The sequence below is a fragment of the Bacillus paranthracis genome (genome assembly GCF_001883995.1).
Classification (GTDB): Bacteria; Bacillota; Bacilli; order Bacillales; family Bacillaceae_G; genus Bacillus_A; species Bacillus_A paranthracis.
In genome coordinates this window covers 108,409-126,387 of sequence record NZ_MACE01000005.1, presented here as the reverse complement: position 1 = coordinate 126,387, position 17,979 = coordinate 108,409, and the positions used below count along the sequence as shown (strand labels likewise).

Below are 17,979 nucleotides of genomic sequence, written 5' to 3'. Positions count from 1 at the left end.
TTTTGTAGCTACCTTAGTTACTTTCTTGCGAAACCAGTTTTAACTGCTCGCACATAATCATTCCAAGCGTGAATAGATATATCAGTATCCGGATGCATCATTTCGAACCCATGATAAGCTCCAGGATATAAATGGAACTCGACATCAACACCAGCTTCTGCAAGTTTGGTTACATAGGTTAATGTTTCACTACGGAATGGGTCCAATTGACCAACGCATGTGTAGGTACGTGGTAAATTACGATAATCTTCTGCTCGAGCAGCGGCTGCATAAGCGGGAATATGATCCGTTCCATGTAATTCTCCTAAATACATTTTCCAGCCAGCTTCATTTGATTTTTGATTCCAAACAAACCCTTCTTTAATTTCATTGGCAGAAGGTGTGTTATTACGATCATCAATCATTGGATAAAGCGGCATTTGGAAACAAATAGAAGGATATTGGCGATCACGGGCTAATAATGTTAATGCAGCTGTTAGTCCGCCACCAGCGCTCACTCCTGCAACACCAATTCGATTCGAATCAATGTTCAATGTCTCCGCGTTATCAGCAATCCATTTTAATGCTGCATAACAATCTTCAATTGGAGCTGGATAAGGATGTTCAGGAGCTAAACGGTAATCTACAGAAACGACCATACAGTTAGCCTCTTTTGCAATTTTTACAGCAAGATCATCGTTATCATTTATAGATCCCAAGATATATCCGCCACCATGTATCCACAACAGAGCAGGTAAGGATTCATTATTTGATTTTGGACGATAAATTTTTAATCGTAATGGATTTGCATCAGGTCCCTCAATGACTTCATTTGTTACAGAAAGAGTTTCATCAACAATGGTAGGAGGGAAGACTTTTGATGCTTCTTCTCTCATTACTGGCAAACACTCTGGGCGTAAATCTTGATCTGGATACATTTCTAAGCCTGGTAATAATGCTGGGTTTACTCGGTTCTTCATTTTAAAAACTCCTTTTTATTTTTTATGAAAGGTGAAATATTATTTTTAGAAATATAATTGTAAGCTAGCTATGTATAGCAATTTATCATAGGCATTAGAGGAAAACGATAATCAAAAATGTTTATGTGTTTCAAAATGCGACATATATCTCAAAGTGGTTCATTTTTTAATGGATTTTTAACGATATAAAGTATACACAGTGCTAAAACTAGCCTGTATGAAATATTCATTTTCTTGATTTTTCATATGTATTTTGACTGTTATTCTCCTTTTCCGAGGGGATAGGAAAAGGGAAATTAACTATCTTGAAATGGATTGATGTGGGATTTATAAGTTGTATTGTAAAAAAAGAAAAAGCATGCCCTTCTCGCAGTATAAAGAAGGGGCATGCTTTTTCTTTTTTTCCAGCTGCGTAACACCTAGAAAAAATAAAACTGAATGAAATGTACAAAATGAAGCAACAAAGCGTAGGGCTTGATTAAAATTTAAGGCTTTAAAGATTTCAATGCTAAATTCATATAAGTATTCATTCTCTGTTCTAGTGAGTATTTTCCATCTAAAAGACACCAATCTAATATAAGTCCTCTAGCAATTGTAAAAAGATACGTTGTTATTTCTTCTACACTCATATCATTTGTTAATTCTTTTTCAAGTTGTCCTTTGTAAACAAAGCCATTTAGAGCTTCGTAAATGAGTGAAGGCTCATATATAAATGACCTTTTGTTGAAATCGTTAAGAAGATTTATATGTAACTCCAATTTAGTTGTATATTCAGCTATGCATTGGAAGAAAGTTAAAATAGTTGTTTGCATTGTTGCATGTTGATCGATATTTTCTAATTCAACATGTAGATTTTCTTCAATTTGTTGAAATAATTTTTTATAAATATCCTCTTTGGAAGTGAAATAATGATAAAAAGTTCCTACTGATACATTTGCTTTTTTACAAATATCTTCAATTGTTATATTTTCAAATTTCTTTTCTTTCATTAAATTTAAAAACACATGAAATATATTGTTCTGTGTTAGTAAAGCTTGTTGTTTTCTATTTGTCAGAGTTTTTTTATGCAATGTCTATTCCCCCTTATTTATATATTAACGGATATTTTAAAACCGAAAAAGTAGTTTGAATATTTTGGTTCTTGTTGTATAATCCTCATTACACCGAATAACATTCGGTGAATATTATTCGGTGTAATGAAATTTTTTTGAGAGGAGATTGTTATATATGAAAACACCTTATCAATCAGTTGTTATGATTCCTACAAATAAGTTGATGGGAAAAAAGGCTTTAGAAGATCCGTATAAACCATTTGCATGGTATAAAGAGATGCGAGAAAAGGATCCTATTTGTTTTAATCATCAGACAGACATGTGGAATGTTTTTTTGTACGAAGATGTAAAAACTGTCTTAGAGGATAAAGAGTACTTTTCTAGTATTATGCCTGAGAAGAAAAAGTCTCCATTTCCACAAAGTATTCTTGGGATGGATCCGCCAAAGCATACGCAAATTCGGTCTATTGTAAATCGGTCTTTCACTCCTAAAGCATTAAGGGAATGGGAACCTAGAATCCAGCAAATCACAAACGATATACTCAATCAATTATCTAATCGTGAAACTTTTGATATTGTTAGAGAGTTATTTTATCCGTTACCAGTTATAGTAATTGCTGAAATGTTAGGTGTTTCTGCTAAGGATATGGAAAGGTTTAAGAGATGGTCTGATATTATCGTAAGTTCACCGAGTCATGATGATTCGGATTATTTGGAAGAATTTTTTAATACACGTTTACAAGCAGAAAATGAATTAGGAGAGTTTTTTGAAGAAATCATACAATCCAATCGAGGGAAATCCAAAAAAGATTCAAATAACATTATTTCTTTATTAGTTCAAAGTGAAGCGGACAAAAACATTTCAGGAAAAGAAATAGTACCGTTTTGTAAACTACTTTTAGTAGCGGGAAATGAAACAACAACCAATTTACTTGGAAACGCTTTATATTGCTTCATAGAACATCCAAATGTTTATGATCAATTACAACAGGATGTATCTCTTGTTCCGAAAGCAATTGAAGAAGTATTGCGGTATCGTTCACCAGTTCAAAGAATTGTACGCAGAGTAAAAAAAGAGATTCAATTAAAAGGACAAACTTTACAAGTAGACCAAATCATTTCAGCTTGGGTTGGATCAGCTAACCGTGACTCGCATCAATTCAAAGATGCCGATAGTTTTAACATATATCGTAGACGTAATCCTCATCTTACATTTGGACATGGCATCCATTTTTGTTTAGGTGCTCCTCTAGCTAGATTAGAAGCGAAAATTGTATTAACGGAATTAATAAAAAGATATAAATCATTTTCATTTATTGACCAGGATCTTCCTGTTCCTATCTCAAATAGTAGTTCTATATATGGATTACATTCTTTCCCTGTAAAAAGTGAACTAAATTAAATATTTTGGCTCTGGTATATTCGCGCCAGAGCCAAATTTATATGATCCATCTCAGTTTCATAAAAGGATTATATTCGTGGGGAAATGCCAGATTATCATTAATTTAGGCATACTAAAAGGAGATAAGGATTAGGAAAACAATCACAAATTCATGCAGTACTTAGATTCAATATAGGAGGATACTAAAATTGAGTAATTTCACACGTTTACGCACACAAAACATAATAAAAGATGCGTTTATGGATTTATTAAAAGAAAAAACATTTTCATCCATCACAATCAATCATATTTGTGAAAAAGCAATGATTCATAGAAGCACATTTTACCGTCATTATGAGGATAAATATGAATTATTTAGCGATGTATCAAATTCCATCGCAATCAATCTTTTTGAACAAACAAAAGAAGGATTGGATTTAGAACATACATTGTTTGAGGAAATAATTGAATACATAGATGTTAATCGTGCATTGTTTTTTAATATTACTAGTAAAAATAATAGCCTTGAGTTATACGAAAAATTGATTCGATTTGGTGCAGAAAATTTATATGAAAACTCAATGGAATATAATGATCCGCTTTCGAAAAAAATCCAAAACTCAGATTACCCAATGGTACTGTGTGATTTTTACTGTAGTGGCTTTTTTGAGATTATAAAAAAATGGTTAAGCAATGAATATTCCTATACAAAAGAAGAGTTGATTCAGATTTCTAAGAACTTATTGATAAATGAACCAAATTAAAACAAATGTCTCAATTCGAGACGTATATTATTTTTTGCTCATCGTCTTCCTTAAAAACCTATGATAGATTATTGAACATAGCAAAGGAGGAATGAGTAAGGTTAAAGAGCAAAAGAATTACCGTTATGCTTTAAAAAATGAATTACGATCTAATATTAAATGAAAATTATATATAATATTCCAATTATTTGAGGGAGGATTTTTTATGAAAGCCGCAGTGTGGTATGGTGAAAAAGATATTCGTATCGAGGAAAGAGAAACAAAAGAGTTACAACCCAATGATGTAAAAGTTAAAGTGGCATGGGCTGGTATTTGTGGTTCTGATTTACATGCATACTTGCATCCAGATTCAGTACCAATGAATAAGAATATGATAATCGGACATGAATTTTCTGGTGAAATTGCAGAGGTTGGTGCTCATGTAACAAAATTTAAAGAAGGTGACAGAGTATGTATTTATCCAATGATGCTCAAAGATCCTTCAAATGCTGAAACTGAACGTTTTATCACTTTAGACGCGGTTGGTGCACAAATCGACGGAGGGTTTGCTGAATACGTGATACTTCCACAAAAAACGATTTTTAAAATTCCAGATAATTTATCACTAGAAGTAGCAGCAATGGTAGAACCGGCAGCTGTATCATTCCAATCAATTAAGGATTCAAATGTTGAAGAAGGAGATACTGTTGTTGTTTATGGCGCCGGTCCTATTGGGCTATTTGCTATTTTAGGTGCAAAAGCTGCAGGTGCTTCTAATATTATTGTTGTTGATTTATTTGATAGTCGGCTTGCCAAAGCAACCGAAGTGGGTGCGACGCATGTCTTTAATGCTAAAGAAGTAAACCCTGTAGAAGAAATTCGTAAATTATTCCCAGATGGAGCAGATGTAACAATTGAAGCTGCAGGTGTTGAGTCAACATTTAATCAAGCCATTCAATCAACTAAAGTTCGTGGCACAATGATGGTTATTAGCTTCCATACTCAAGATATCCAATTTAATGCTCCTGCTTCCTTACTCTTTAGTGGCGTAAAATTAATGGGATCTGTGGGATACAGTAATGAAACTTATAATGAGGTCATTCAATTACTCGCTAATGGAAGATTACCTGCGCAATCCATTATTACAAGTAAAGTTGATATAGATAATATTGCTGAACAAGGTTTTGAAGCGTTAATTCATGATAAAGCGCAAGCAAAAATTTTAGTTAAGTTAAGCGGCGCACATTAATCATATTTTAGATAAAATAACTTGAGAAGATTGAAAAAGAAATAATTAAAAATATAGAGAACTCTTAACTATTTACTCAAGAAATTCAATTCTTTTATCCTCTAATATTTTACGAGATCCTGCTAGAAATGTAGGGTTTGTGCAACGAACTAGTAAATAACAAGCCAAAGATTTAGTTGCTTTGCGTGTATACCCTCACAAGAAAAAATATAGATTTTATCTTGTGGGGGCATTATAAAATTTTTAAGCTGATGCACACATATGGAGACGTTTAATAGTGTGAAGATAAACTAATAAAATATAAATTTATACGCTACTTAGTGACAGAATAAAGGTGGACAAAGTTCCCCCTCATATTCTAAATTCTTTTTGTATATATCTGCATAAGCAATCTTCAATTGCTCACGTAATTGTTTCTTCTCTTCTGCTAACTTCTTAATCTTACGTTTCAATGAGGCTATAATTACTTCTAATTATAGCCTGTTTAACAATGGTAAGGTTTTTTGGTTTATAAGCTTAATCCAAACCGTTTTAATTCAATAAATATCCCCTCTAATTGCTTTCCTTTATCCGTTAATGTGTACTCTACACGAGGCGGAACTTCTGGATATACTTTTCTCGTTATAATGCCTTGAGACTCTAATTCTTTTAGTCGAAGCGATAATGTTTTCGGGCTAATCCCGTCCATTGATTTTTGTAAATCACTAAAGCGTAATGTTCCTTCGATAAGAAGGTCGCGAATGATTAAAAACGTCCATTTTGTACGAATTACATCAAGCGTTTTAGCGATGGGACAAGGTATGCCAGGTAAACCTTTCGTTAATTCAACTGGATCTATATTGTTCATGGAACTAGCCTCCATAAAATTTTTTGAATGAATTTGCTTTATAGTATCACAAAACTATACTTTTGGTAACTATATGAAAAAAATATCACTACTTCCATAAAGGAAGTTAGTGTATATACAATAGCAATACGAAATACAAAGGATTTAGAGGAGGAGGTGGTGATTTTCATGGGGATAAAAAAGTTGTTTGGATTTCTTAGTTTGTTTGTTATTTGTATTGTGCTTGTAGCATGTGGCGTGGAGGGAAAAACTGAAGTACAGTTATTAAAAGAAATGCCAAAGGCAAAAAAAATGACAATCGATCCTTCACTAAGTAAAATGGAAGCGACCGAAATGGTTCATGCAGCGCAGCGTTTTTATGCATTTTGGGATACAGGTAAAGAGGAGCTTCTTTCGCAGACTGTTACGAAAGATTTTTTCGATAATACGTTGCCAAAAGAGCGACCACAAGGTGTTGAAGGGTTAAAGTTTGCAGCACAAAACTTTCGTAAAGTCGTTCCTAATATACATTGCGAGATTGAAGATTTATTAGTCGTCGGTGATAAAGTAACAGCTCGTCTTTCTTTTACAGGAACGCATAACGGTAAAAATATTAGCTTTTCTGCAATAGATATTTTGCATGTGAAAGACGGAAAGATTACGGAAGACTGGCATTTAGAAGATAATCTTACGTTGAAACAGCAACTTGGGTTAATAAGCGAGGAATAGAGTAGGGGAGAGGAAAACGATGAAAAAAATATTTATTATAAATGGACATGAAAAATACGGTACAAAGGAAGGACGATTAAATAAAACGTTAGTGGATCATATGGTGGCGGTATTAAGCGAGAGTCATCAAGTGAAAACAACAACGATTCAAGATGGATACAATATAAAGGAAGAACAAGATAAATTTTTATGGGCTGATGTTGTGATTTATCAAACACCGATTTATTGGTTTAGTGTTCCAGGATTATTTAAAACGTATATGGATGAAGTATATGAATACGGTTTGTTCTTTAAAGGTGCAGATGAATACGGAACAGGTGGTTTATTAACAGAGAAAGAGTATATGTTCTCTACAACTTGGAATGCACCTGAAAATTCATTTGGAGATAAGACGAAGTTCTTTGAAGGGGAAAGTCTAGAATCAACGCTTAGTCATTTACACCGCGTGCAGAAGTTTCTTGGGATGAGTCCGTTAAAGAGTTTTGCTTGTTATGATGTGGTGAAGAATCCGGATATTGAGCAATATTTATTGAACTTGAAAGATCACTTAGATGAAGTAATTAAATAATAGTTTGTATTTGTATGTGAAGAAGGTACTACTAAGGATGTAGTACCTTCTCCTTTTATAAAAACTTGCATGTTAATACATGGATGGCTGTATCCATAACTTCGCAAAATTTGCCCAACCGAATGAATCAATTGTTACGTTTTTTAAAGAAGAAGGGTATGTCTTTCTTTTTAAAACGTGATAGTTAAATAAAATGATGTGTTCTGTTTGTAAAAATTCTTCGATCTCATACATGAGCTCATAGCGCTTCTCCTTATTTTCTTCTAATAAAAATGTATCAAGTAAACAGTTAATTTGTTTTTCATAGTGCGGGTCCATGAAGCGGTTTATGAAGCAACTTTTATTTTTAAATACATTTAAGAATGCAAGTTCGTGATTGGAAGCAAACACTTCTCCCATGAAAATAATATCGGCATGCTGATCGATAGAACGGTTCATATAATCTGAAACGAGAAATGGGTGAAGCTCTACTTGTATACCTAGACCGTCACATCGTTCTTTTAAGAAATATGCATCATTTGCACTATCTTTAAATGCGAAGAAGTAAATATGTATCGTCTCTCCATTATAAGTGCTCTTTTTTAAATACTCTTTTGCTTTTTCTAAAGAGTAAGACCTTTTAGAAGCTTGGCGACTTCTTTCAGGGAAAAAGCTTGATGCAGCAATTGTTCGTCTTCCTTCTATGTTACGAAGTATCATTTCAACATCATATAGTTCTCTCCAAGCCTTTCGAAAGTAAATGTCGTGATGAGGACCAGGTTTTGTAAAGTTGAAGCCAGCATAAATACAACCTATTTCTTCTATTTGTATATTATGCCTTTCATTTTCTTCTTCATTTGGTAGTTCATAATCAGCATCGATTTGTACATGATCAGGAATACCCCAAAATTCAATACGGTCTAATAAAGCGCGCTCTTTAAAATAATGAGTGAACGCTTCGAGCACGATATTATCTTCAGAGTAATGGGCAAGTTTGAAAGGTCCAGTACCTATATAATGATGATTTTGAATAACTGCATCACGCGGCAAAATTGCTAGTTGTATGGAACTTACATAGTGTAAGAAAAATAAATTTTGTTTTGCTAAATGAAATCGAATTTGCAGTGGTGATGGCGTTTCAATTTGAACAATTTCTGCTGTTAACCATTCGAAAGGAGAGTGAACTTCTTTTAGTCTTTCAAATGAAAATCGTACATCTTTAGAAGTTAAAACTGTTTCGTTATGAAAATATACATCCTTTCGTAAATAAAAAGTCCACGTAAGCCCGTCTTCACTTAATTCCCACGTATGCGCAATGTGTGGCTCCATTTTTTCCGTAACATCGTTATAAACGACTAACGTATCAAAAATTTGACTTGTAAGATGGCTTTCTGTAGTTACAGCCACAAAAGCCGGATCTAATGGGACTATCTTTCTCGATATAGGAATTTTTAATATGTCGTACATATCATTTGAAGGTTCGTATCCAAAATGATGATGTAGTTTATTTTCTATCTTTTTTTGAAGTGCAAGGGGTAGGGGTTCTTTTAAAAGAAGAAAGATATCTTTTAATTTTTCTTGCGCTAACAGTTCATCTGTATAGGACTCAATCGCTTCTACGAAATTATGTATAAATAGAATTTCCGTTTTATTCCCGCGACCTCGCCCTGGAGTCCAGCTAATTAATTGCTCCTCGCTCATTTTCTTTAATAAAATCTTTACGTTTTTCGTACTGCAATATAAAACATCCGCTAATTCTTGTAAGCTATTTCGCATATGCTGTTGATCTTGTGCATGTAGTCTTAGTCTAATGTAATAGTCCATAATTTTCATATATACACTTCCTTCTATTATAAAAGGGGAAACTCTTTAGAATATTCTAACCTTTTTCTTCCTTTTTTTCAAAGTAAAATAAGTAAGCATAAGGAGGGGGAAACAATGGGATTTTGGAGTATGCATCGAAATATAAAAATTAGAATTATAACTTCGTTTTTAACACGTACTGTATCCACGATGATTTTTCCATTTATGGCGATTTATTTTTCAATAAAGTTAGGTAGTGCGATTGCTGGTGCGTTACTACTTATTAATGTCATAGCTTCATTAGTAATTGGTTTGTACGGTGGGTATGTTGGAGATCGGCTTGGTCGTAAAAAGGTTATGATTATCGGTCAAAGTATACAAGTCATTTCCATTGCTTGTATGGGGATTGCAAATTCCGATTATGTAGATTCACCTTGGTTAACATTTATCTTTATGCTAGTGAATAGTTTAGGATCTGGACTTATGAATCCTGCGACAGAGGCGATGTTAATTGATGTGAGTACACCTGAGAATCGAAAAGTGATGTACAGCATTAACTACTGGGCAATTAATTTATCCATTGCGATTGGAGCGATATTTGGCGGATTACTATTTGAGAACTATAGATTGCAATTGTTTATCGGATTAACAGTGATTGCAGTTATTACTTTATATGTGATGGCTGTATATATGGAAGAGGTGTATGTAGCTAGAAAAATAGTAGAGAAGAAAAATGTATTAAAAGATATGGCAGATAGTTATAAAGTCGTAATGAAAGATAGAGCATTTTTAATTTTTTGTGCAGCAAGTATATGTACGTTATCTTTAGAGTTTCAGATTAATAATTATTTAGGAGTACGTTTGCAGAAGGAATTTGAAACGGTGCACTTTTTATTCGGGAATGGTGTTACGTTTGATTTAACAGGTATTCGCATGCTGAGCTGGATTTCTGCAGAGAATACAATTTTAGTTGTATTATGTTCAGCACTTCTTATTAAAATGCTGAAAAGCTTCAACGATTTGAAAATATTATATGTAGGCTTATTCATTTATACAATTGGATTTACAATACTCGGAACGAGCAATAGTTTATGGATTTTATTAATTGCAGGGCTTTTCCAAACGGTAGGAGAAATGATGTATGTGCCAGTGCGTCAATCTATTATGGCAGATATGGTACCAAATGAGGCGAGAGGTTCATATATGGCGATTAACGGAATGGTCTTTCAAGTAGCAAAAATGAACGGGGCATTGGGTGTTATGTTAGGTTCATTTATCGCATCTTGGGGCATGAGTGCTCTGTACTTTATCGTTGGTATGAGCAGTATTTTATTATTTATGAAGGCGATTGGGAGAGAGAAGTATGAGGGGGAGGTTTCTCAGATTGGATAAAACGATATGAAAAGCGATGCTAGAAATCGCTTTTCATATGGCTTTTAAAACGGATCAACTTCAGCTAAATTTGGAGTGGTGCTCGGTTGTAGTAAAAGATTTTTTAACGTTCCTACTTCAGAAAGAGTGACTAATATGTAGCCACTAATCAGTACAATAAGTCCGATGACGCGTAACGTTTGTAAGCTCACTTCATTATTATTCGTTTCCGCTGGATTTGGGGGCGTTGAAGGTGGATTGTTATTCATAAATAAGGCTCCCATCTTTTGTATTTATATATGTGTAAAATCATTATTTAACTTATGGATAGGAATTGTATAGTCATTTTCACTATATGAGAACTGCTTATGAAAAGTGATTAGAAGTTCCGGGGAGAGAAAAGAGGGTGTATGAAAAGATCATTAAAAATAAGGTTCTTTTTTGTTTTTCATACAAATAAAAAGATTAATCAAAGTAGCTAAATAGCTACTTTGATTAATCTTTAATAACTATTCCAATATACGCAACGATTTTTCAATAAACGCCGGGATGTCCTCAGGTTGTCTACTTGTTACTAGCTGATTTTGGCATACGACTACTTCTTTATCGTGAAAGTTTCCGCCGGCGTTTTTTAAATCGACTTCAATAGATTTATATCCAGTGACATCACGTCCTTCAAGTGTTTGTGCAGTGATGAGTAGCTGAGGTCCGTGACAAATAGCGAAAACCGGTTTTTCCGCATCCATAAATGCTTTACTAAAGTGAACGAAACGCTCATCCGCACGAAGTATATCTGGAGAAAATCCACCCGGTATGAAGAGTGCGTCAAAGTTTCCTGGAGAAACGTCATCGATACCTTTATCAATTACAATTTCACTTTTTCCTTGTTTACCGTGTACCGTTTTACCTTTTTCTGTTTCAATAGTTGTTAATTCATATCCCTTTTGTTTAAAAGCTTCTGCTGGCTCTGTGTATTCTGTGTCCTCGAAATAATCCGTTATTAAAATAGCAATTTTTTTACTCATTTTAATCCGCTCCTTATATTATATTATCGGTTCCAGAATCGTCCTTGGGCAATGCCTTCTATAAATGACTCAATTGAAGTGTTTGTTAAGTTGTAAATTCCTGCTCCATCTAATTTGATTTTACTATTGTCTAAAGCATGAGGATCGCTAAGGACATAGGCTATCGGTTTAAAGTGTTTAAAAGTAGTTTCTGCAAATTCTAAAACAGGGGGTTGAATGACAGATTCGCTACTAAACACTAATACCGCATCAAAAAGTGCAGAGTCTGCTGTTGTATAAGTATCCGTTACTTTAATGGAATCATTGAACTGATGAATTTTATTATCTATGATGCTATAGTTCATTCGGTGTTGTACAAAAGCTTGAATCCATTCGGACAGAAGGGAGACGCTTGGGTCACCATTTAATAGAATTGCCACATTTTTGGAATCAGCTTTAAAAATAGTGTTGGACATGCTTAGTGCAGGTGATTTTGCATCCGAATTTATTTCGTGATTTTCTTTAGGCAAAGGGGCTCCAATCATGTTAGCGACTTCCTTTGCTAATTGACGATCGACGTGGTTTAAAAGAGCAATTACATTTGCCTTCACCATGTCTGATTTGCACTTCCCAACTTCAAAGCAAAATGCATCTTTTATGTGCTGCTTTTCAATAGGGTTCATACTATTGTAGAAAAGTTTAGCCTGAGAATAAAAGTTAAGGAAGCTTTTACTGCGGCCTCTAATTTTATGTCCATCAATCTTTTCTTGATAATGCTCATATCCGCCCTGTTCGGCTTGGACGGTTGCTGGTTGATTATTATTTAAGCCATTAGGGTGATAGCTTGTTTGACCGCGATGAATTTGCATTTGATGCATGCCATCACGTTGATTATTATGAAAAGGACATACGGGCTGATTAATAGGAATTTGGTGAAAATTAGGGCCTCCTAAACGAGATAATTGTGTATCTGTATAGGAGAACAATCTTCCTTGCAGAAGAGGGTCATTTGAAAAATCAATACCTGGTACGACATGGCCAGGGTGGAAAGCTACCTGCTCCGTTTCTGCAAAGAAGTTATCAACATTTTTGTTCAATGTCATTTTACCAACTAGTTTTACAGGAACTTCTTCTTCTGGCCATAATTTCGTTGGATCTAAAATATCAAAATCAAATGCATGCTCATTTTCTTCTGGAATTAGCTGCAATCCAAGCTCCCATTCTGGATAATCCCCTTTTTCAATTGCTTCATATAAATCTTGACGATGGAAATCAGGGTTTTTCCCAGCAATTCTTTGAGCTTCATCCCATACTAATGAATGAACTCCGAGGGTAGGTTTCCAGTGAAATTTTACGAAGTGGGCTTTTCCTTCTTTATTAATAAGTCGAAATGTATGAACCCCAAAACCTTCCATCATTCGTAAACTACGCGGAATAGCCCGGTCGCTCATCTGCCACATAACCATATGAGTAGACTCGGGATTGTGCGCAACAAAATCCCAAAATGTATCATGAGCGCTAGCTCCCTGAGGAATATCATTATGTGGTTCTGGTTTAACTGCATGGACAAAATCAGGGAATTTTATAGCATCTTGGATAAAGAATACTGGCATATTATTACCTACTAAATCATAGTTACCTTCATCTGTATAAAATTTTGTGGCAAATCCGCGCACATCTCTTACTGTGTCATTGGATCCTTTAGAGCCTTGAACGGTCGAGAACCGTACAAATACAGGTGTCTTTTTTGAAGGGTTAGTAAGAAAATCTGCTTTTGTATATGCCTCTAACGATTCATAAAGCTGAAAATAACCATGAGCGCCAACTCCGCGTGCATGAACAATTCTTTCGGGAATTCGCTCATGATCAAAGTGGGTCATTTTCTCGCGAAAGTGGAAATCCTCCATTAAGGTTGGGCCTCTTAAGCCCATCTTTAAAGAGAATTCATCTTCGGCTATTTTTACTCCTTGGTTTGTTGTTAAAGCATGTTTGCGTTGATTGTCGGTAACGTGGTGCTTCAATTGTTCCATTTTTTTATTCACAATATAGGCCCCTCCTTTACTCTGTTAATTTAATAGATACCCTTTTTGTTAGGACGTAAACATGTATTATCGTTTTTCTATGTAAAAATCATAAAATATTGGTTGTTTCAGTGATTTTTGTTTGAGGAATGAAAATAAAAAAGCCAAGGAGATACTTTATTTTCTCCTTGGCTTTTAAGATATTTCTTTTCGTTAAAATGCGGAAATTCGTTGCTTCGTTTTTGGTACAATAATAAATTTGATCCAGATTACCCCGATTACCATAATAATCAAAGCATGTAGTAATTGTCCCGTAGCAATGAGTATAACAATTGAAAATATAATGAGCTGAATGCGTAGCAATATAAAGAGTAAGTGAAGAAATTGATTCAGCCGTTTTTCAGTATCAATTGGATATAATGCTACAATAATATTTCCCGAAAAATATTTCCATAGGGAACGGAGCTGCATAGAAATCATATATAGGACGATATATGCGATAGCGCCTTTTACGTATATGTTTGGTATAAAATATAAGGCGAAGGCACCGATCAACCCTAAGCGAATATATATACCGAAATAATCATTCCCGCGTAAAAATGCGAGTGTATGTAAATAGAAGAAAGTTGCTCGTTTTTTATGTAATAAAGGTTCAATCCAAGTTGTAAGCCATTTTCTTTTATTTACTTGCTTATTTAGTTGCGGAACATCAGTGAAGATGCTAGCAAATTGATAAAAACGAACGTTCATTTTTTCTTCTTGCTCGATTATGTAATCCCATGGTATTCGTTTTGTAGGCTGTTTTTTCGTATAAAGAAGCAGGAAAGCAAGCAGTAAAAGTAATCCGCCCAATATGAGAACATTTGCCGCATAAAACAGCATATAAATGACTAGGGCGTTACAAGCAATACGAATAATCAGCCATATATTTTTTTCGTGACGATCACGCCACATCCAATGTATGTATATGTTCCAAGCTTTCGTAACCATTAAAATGATAAAGATTGTACATAAGAAAGGTATCGTTAATTGTAATGATTGCAGTGCAAGCGGAACGAGAATAAGGAACGTAAATAATAATGGGAAAAGCTGAATGATGTAATTGTATAGAAGAGATTTTTTGAAATAAGAAGTTAATTTCTCTTCTAGTGCTAGTAAATAGACAGCGTCAGGTTTTTGAATAAATGTACGAATAGGGCATCTCGTTATAATGAATGTAAGTACAATCGTGATGAGTAGTAAAGATATTCCTTTAGAAGGAGATGCTTTTAGAAACTGAGCATAGTAGTATGCGCCAACGCATGAAATAAAGATAAAGCTATATAGTAAACCGTTAATCATACGTGCAAAGTATGTAATGATATTTTGCATATGTTGTTGGAAACGGCTGCTCCATAGTGATTCGATTGACATGTTTTTCACCTCTTTGTTCTATTATATATGTTTTGTAAAAGAAAAAACGAGCAAATTGCGTTATGCAACTTGCCCGTTTTTCTTTTCGTTATTTTTTTTCTGATCACGATTCATTAATGGATAGAAGGCAAAGCCGATTACGAATAAACCAATTCCGAGAAGGAATGTTTTTATATCGGCTGCTCCTGTTTTAATAACCCACAGTGCGTAGCAAAGTGCAATCACTGCGACTATGCCATCTGTAATTCTTGCCCGCATTTCATTTTTATACGTTTCACCAGTTGCGACTAGTTTTAACTGGAAGATTGGTGAAACGAGATATGGAATGAGGTAGGCCAGTGTCGATACAGTAATAACGAATGTATAAGCTTCCGCAATTGTTCCTGATAATGTTGAGAATAAGAACACTTGCGACATAATGTTTGTTAATCGTAATGAATAAATTGGACTTCCTTTTTTGTTTGTTTTTGTGAAGAAGGAAGGGAAGAAACCTTCTTTTGCTGCTTGATATGGTACTTCTGAGCTTAATAAAATCCAGCCTAAGATGGAACCGAATAGGGAAGTAAGAGCAAGTAATGCCATCAGTTTCCCGCCGCCATGACCCATTGCAGCGTTTAGTGCATCTGCTAATGGACGTTCAGAAGCTTGTAATTTATCAATGTGAAGTACACCCATTGTTAAAATTGTAATTCCTAAGTAAATCGCAACTGTAATAAGTAATCCCGCAACTGTTGCGCGTTTTACCGTTTTTGGAGAAACAGCACGGTTTGATAAAAGAACCGCTGATTCAATTCCGATAAACGCCCAAAGCGTCGTAAGAGCAGCTAAGTTTACTTGTGAAAGAAGGCCGTGTGATACACCTGATTTATCGATCATCGGTGTGTACCATTGTCCAAACTTAGAAGCTTCGAATGCAAATAATGTAACGACGATGAATAATAGGAATCCAGTTACTTTCGTTGTTGTTGCTAAGAAGTTTAGCTTTCCAGCTCCGCTTACACCGTTTGTTAATATAATATGAGTTCCCCAAAGTAAGATGGAACAAATCGTACATGTAATTAGTTTTCCGACTTCTACATTAAAAGAACCGATTGAAAATAGTAATCGTGTATCTTTCATAATTGGGAAGAAGAGTGATAAATATCCCGCAAATGATGTAATGATGGCAACGTTACTTGCCCAGTTTGCAACCCAGTATCCCCATACCATACTGAAACCAGCCATTTTTTTCTTTTTTGGTGTTGAGAATAAAGCATATGCATGACTTTGTGGCCCTGTCGTTAAATCAGGACGACGAATTGCTAAATTACCGAAAACAAGAGCTAGCATTAAAACACCAAACCCTGTTGTTAACCAAGCTAAAGTGACACCGAGAGGGCTTGCTGTTTGTGCCAACGTACTTGGCACCATGAAAATACCAGCGCCAACCATGTTACCGACAACGAAAGCTGTGAGTACCCAAAAGCCCCATTTTTTTTGTTGCATAGAAAATACCTCCAAAGTTAGTATAACCAAGTCAAGCGAGGAGATATGTATGTCTTCCTGAGTCAGGAAGAGAAGTCCCAAACAAAACAAAAAAAGCACGTAATTTGCCGCTACATGCTTTCTATCTTATAAGAAACCCACGACATACCTCTCGATAGCTCTCCACAAACGAAACGTTTGTGACAGTTCTGCACTTATTAAGTAGCAGACCCAGCAAGCGTGCATGGTGGACACGGGCTTACTTCGGCAATCATTCCTTTCTCATTCGTTCATCAATGCCACTACATCTCCTGAAATGATACTCTTAATGACTGCAACCTCTACCTCACCGAGATACGAATGAGGATTTAAATATTAATTTAACGTATTTAAGAGTAACAAATGAATTTTTATACGTCAATGGATATAATAATAATCAGATTATAGAGAAGAGTTTGTGATTAAAAGTAAGAGGGATTATTATGTAATATTGAATTTTCATAATATAATAAATGTTGTTGGCGCTAGATGATTGAAAAGGGGATGAAGTATATGTCTGTATGTCATAAACATTCAGTAATAGGTGTGTTAGATTCGGGAGTTGGGGGATTAACAGTTGCGAGCGAAATTATAAGACAATTGCCTAAAGAGAGCATTTATTATATTGGTGATAATGAGCGTTGTCCGTATGGGCCAAGAAGTGTAGAAGAGGTACAATCTTTCGTATTTGAAATGGTTGAGTTCCTCAAACAGTTTCCGTTAAAAGCTCTAGTTGTAGCATGTAATACTGCTGCAGCTGCTGCATTGACTGCGCTGCAAGAAGCACTTTCTATTCCGGTTATTGGCGTTATCCATCCAGGAGCAAGAGCGGCTATTAAAGTGACGAAGAAAGGGAAAATCGGAGTAATTGGAACTGTAGGTACGATAAAATCTAATATGTACGAAAAAGCATTGCATGAGCTTGATACATATTTGGAAGTGCATAGTCATGCGTGCCCGACCTTAGCTACAGTTGTAGAAAATCAATTAGAAGATACAGCATATGTAACCGAGCAAGTGAAACAAGCTTTACTGCCATTAACGAAAGAAGATATAGATACGTTAATTCTTGGGTGTACGCATTATCCACTTTTAGAGTCTTATATTAAAAAGGAACTAGGAGAGGATGTAACGATTATTAGTTCTGCAGAAGAAACAGCGATAGAGTTAAGCACAATTTTACAGCACAAAGGAATTTTGTCTGACAATCTGAATCCTGAGCATCGATTTTTTACAACAGGCTCTGCCTTATCATTTGAACATATTGCTGAGCGTTGGCTAGGATATCACATTTCTGTAGAATGTGTGGATTTACCCGTAAAGAATGCTCGCATCTGTAATTAGACTGTATGAAAGTACTTTTTGTTCAATACACTAG

At 34.9% G+C, this 17,979-nt stretch carries 17 protein-coding genes and 1 riboswitch; of the genes, 7 read left to right on the top strand and 10 right to left on the bottom strand.

All coding sequences use genetic code 11. The annotated features are described in order from the left end of the window. Window positions 1-17: 17 nt before the first annotated feature. Entirely contained in the window at window positions 18-959 is a 942-nt protein-coding gene (locus BAQ46_RS01110) for an alpha/beta hydrolase (RefSeq protein ID WP_000797646.1), read from the bottom strand. A 485-nt stretch (window positions 960-1,444) separates the two neighbouring features. Next, window positions 1,445-2,029, bottom strand: a complete 585-nt coding sequence (locus BAQ46_RS01105) for a TetR/AcrR family transcriptional regulator (RefSeq protein ID WP_016125526.1) — start codon at window positions 2,027-2,029, stop codon at window positions 1,445-1,447. 157 nt (window positions 2,030-2,186) lie between these two features. Between BAQ46_RS01105 and BAQ46_RS01100 the strand changes: the two genes are divergently transcribed. From BAQ46_RS01100 to BAQ46_RS01090, 3 genes are all read left to right on the top strand, one after another. Next, complete coding sequence (locus tag BAQ46_RS01100; protein WP_071741519.1) at window positions 2,187-3,413, top strand: cytochrome P450; 1,227 nt, start codon at window positions 2,187-2,189, stop codon at window positions 3,411-3,413. 188 nt (window positions 3,414-3,601) lie between these two features. Continuing rightward, window positions 3,602-4,156, top strand: a complete 555-nt coding sequence (locus BAQ46_RS01095) for a TetR/AcrR family transcriptional regulator (protein ID WP_000064552.1) — start codon at window positions 3,602-3,604, stop codon at window positions 4,154-4,156. 205 nt (window positions 4,157-4,361) lie between these two features. Then, window positions 4,362-5,384, top strand: a complete 1,023-nt coding sequence (locus tag BAQ46_RS01090; RefSeq protein WP_071741518.1) for a 2,3-butanediol dehydrogenase — start codon at window positions 4,362-4,364, stop codon at window positions 5,382-5,384. 317 nt (window positions 5,385-5,701) lie between these two features. On the opposite strand, the gene BAQ46_RS31325 is transcribed toward BAQ46_RS01090, so the two are convergent. Beyond that, window positions 5,702-5,836 carry a hypothetical protein gene (locus tag BAQ46_RS31325; RefSeq protein ID WP_255256530.1) on the bottom strand — a complete coding sequence of 45 codons (135 nt, stop codon included), beginning with the start codon at window positions 5,834-5,836 and terminating at the stop codon, window positions 5,702-5,704. A 56-nt stretch (window positions 5,837-5,892) separates the two neighbouring features. Then, window positions 5,893-6,231 carry a winged helix-turn-helix transcriptional regulator gene (locus BAQ46_RS01085; protein WP_001059468.1) on the bottom strand — a complete coding sequence of 113 codons (339 nt, stop codon included), beginning with the start codon at window positions 6,229-6,231 and terminating at the stop codon, window positions 5,893-5,895. A gap of 168 nt (window positions 6,232-6,399) precedes the next feature. Here BAQ46_RS01085 and BAQ46_RS01080 point away from each other — a divergent pair, with 168 nt between their 5' ends. Then, entirely contained in the window at window positions 6,400-6,939 is a 540-nt protein-coding gene (locus tag BAQ46_RS01080) for an ester cyclase (RefSeq protein WP_000511555.1), read from the top strand. Between the two features lie 19 nt (window positions 6,940-6,958). After that, a complete protein-coding gene (locus BAQ46_RS01075; RefSeq protein ID WP_000718020.1) occupies window positions 6,959-7,507 on the top strand; it encodes an NAD(P)H-dependent oxidoreductase in 549 nt (182 codons plus the stop codon). Window positions 7,508-7,579: 72 nt separating this feature from the next. Here BAQ46_RS01075 and BAQ46_RS01070 read toward each other — a convergent pair whose 3' ends face one another. Continuing rightward, the gene (locus BAQ46_RS01070) at window positions 7,580-9,319 is read right to left on the bottom strand and encodes an SgrR family transcriptional regulator (RefSeq protein ID WP_071741517.1); all 1,740 of its coding nucleotides are present in this window, start codon (window positions 9,317-9,319) and stop codon (window positions 7,580-7,582) included. Window positions 9,320-9,424: 105 nt separating this feature from the next. Here BAQ46_RS01070 and BAQ46_RS01065 point away from each other — a divergent pair, with 105 nt between their 5' ends. Beyond that, a complete protein-coding gene (locus tag BAQ46_RS01065; protein ID WP_071741516.1) occupies window positions 9,425-10,681 on the top strand; it encodes an MDR family MFS transporter in 1,257 nt (418 codons plus the stop codon). A gap of 44 nt (window positions 10,682-10,725) precedes the next feature. Here the strand turns inward: BAQ46_RS01065 and BAQ46_RS01060 are convergent, their stop codons facing one another. The 5 genes from BAQ46_RS01060 to BAQ46_RS01040 form a co-directional block, all read right to left on the bottom strand. Beyond that, complete coding sequence (locus BAQ46_RS01060; protein WP_001063858.1) at window positions 10,726-10,929, bottom strand: hypothetical protein; 204 nt, start codon at window positions 10,927-10,929, stop codon at window positions 10,726-10,728. A gap of 240 nt (window positions 10,930-11,169) precedes the next feature. Next, window positions 11,170-11,685 carry a type 1 glutamine amidotransferase domain-containing protein gene (locus BAQ46_RS01055; RefSeq protein WP_071741515.1) on the bottom strand — a complete coding sequence of 172 codons (516 nt, stop codon included), beginning with the start codon at window positions 11,683-11,685 and terminating at the stop codon, window positions 11,170-11,172. A gap of 23 nt (window positions 11,686-11,708) precedes the next feature. Next, a complete protein-coding gene (locus BAQ46_RS01050) occupies window positions 11,709-13,706 on the bottom strand; it encodes a catalase (protein ID WP_071741514.1) in 1,998 nt (665 codons plus the stop codon). A 192-nt stretch (window positions 13,707-13,898) separates the two neighbouring features. Then, complete coding sequence (locus BAQ46_RS01045; RefSeq protein ID WP_000021406.1) at window positions 13,899-15,098, bottom strand: ABC transporter permease; 1,200 nt, start codon at window positions 15,096-15,098, stop codon at window positions 13,899-13,901. Window positions 15,099-15,158: 60 nt separating this feature from the next. Next, window positions 15,159-16,583, bottom strand: a complete 1,425-nt coding sequence (locus BAQ46_RS01040; protein ID WP_071741513.1) for an amino acid permease — start codon at window positions 16,581-16,583, stop codon at window positions 15,159-15,161. 147 nt (window positions 16,584-16,730) lie between these two features. Further along, window positions 16,731-16,914, bottom strand: a riboswitch (Lysine riboswitch). A gap of 200 nt (window positions 16,915-17,114) precedes the next feature. Between BAQ46_RS01040 and racE the strand changes: the two genes are divergently transcribed. Continuing rightward, window positions 17,115-17,945, top strand: coding sequence for a glutamate racemase (gene racE, locus BAQ46_RS01035; RefSeq protein ID WP_071741512.1), 831 nt, complete (start codon window positions 17,115-17,117; stop codon window positions 17,943-17,945). The last annotated feature ends 34 nt before the right edge of the window (window positions 17,946-17,979 follow it).

Bases quoted from the DNA above. Each gene is read 5' to 3' on its own strand.
- BAQ46_RS01110 (WP_000797646.1), bottom strand. From the start codon at position 959: ATGAAGAACCGAGTAAACCCAGCATTATTACCAGGCTTAGAAATGTAT.
- BAQ46_RS01100 (WP_071741519.1), top strand. From the start codon at position 2,187: ATGAAAACACCTTATCAATCAGTTGTTATGATTCCTACAAATAAGTTG.
- BAQ46_RS01090 (WP_071741518.1), top strand. From the start codon at position 4,362: ATGAAAGCCGCAGTGTGGTATGGTGAAAAAGATATTCGTATCGAGGAA.
- BAQ46_RS01085 (WP_001059468.1), bottom strand. From the start codon at position 6,231: ATGAACAATATAGATCCAGTTGAATTAACGAAAGGTTTACCTGGCATA.
- BAQ46_RS01080 (WP_000511555.1), top strand. From the start codon at position 6,400: ATGGGGATAAAAAAGTTGTTTGGATTTCTTAGTTTGTTTGTTATTTGT.
- BAQ46_RS01075 (WP_000718020.1), top strand. From the start codon at position 6,959: ATGAAAAAAATATTTATTATAAATGGACATGAAAAATACGGTACAAAG.
- BAQ46_RS01070 (WP_071741517.1), bottom strand. From the start codon at position 9,319: ATGAAAATTATGGACTATTACATTAGACTAAGACTACATGCACAAGAT.
- BAQ46_RS01065 (WP_071741516.1), top strand. From the start codon at position 9,425: ATGGGATTTTGGAGTATGCATCGAAATATAAAAATTAGAATTATAACT.
- BAQ46_RS01060 (WP_001063858.1), bottom strand. From the start codon at position 10,929: ATGAATAACAATCCACCTTCAACGCCCCCAAATCCAGCGGAAACGAAT.
- BAQ46_RS01055 (WP_071741515.1), bottom strand. From the start codon at position 11,685: ATGAGTAAAAAAATTGCTATTTTAATAACGGATTATTTCGAGGACACA.
- BAQ46_RS01045 (WP_000021406.1), bottom strand. From the start codon at position 15,098: ATGTCAATCGAATCACTATGGAGCAGCCGTTTCCAACAACATATGCAA.
- BAQ46_RS01040 (WP_071741513.1), bottom strand. From the start codon at position 16,583: ATGCAACAAAAAAAATGGGGCTTTTGGGTACTCACAGCTTTCGTTGTC.
- racE (WP_071741512.1), top strand. From the start codon at position 17,115: ATGTCTGTATGTCATAAACATTCAGTAATAGGTGTGTTAGATTCGGGA.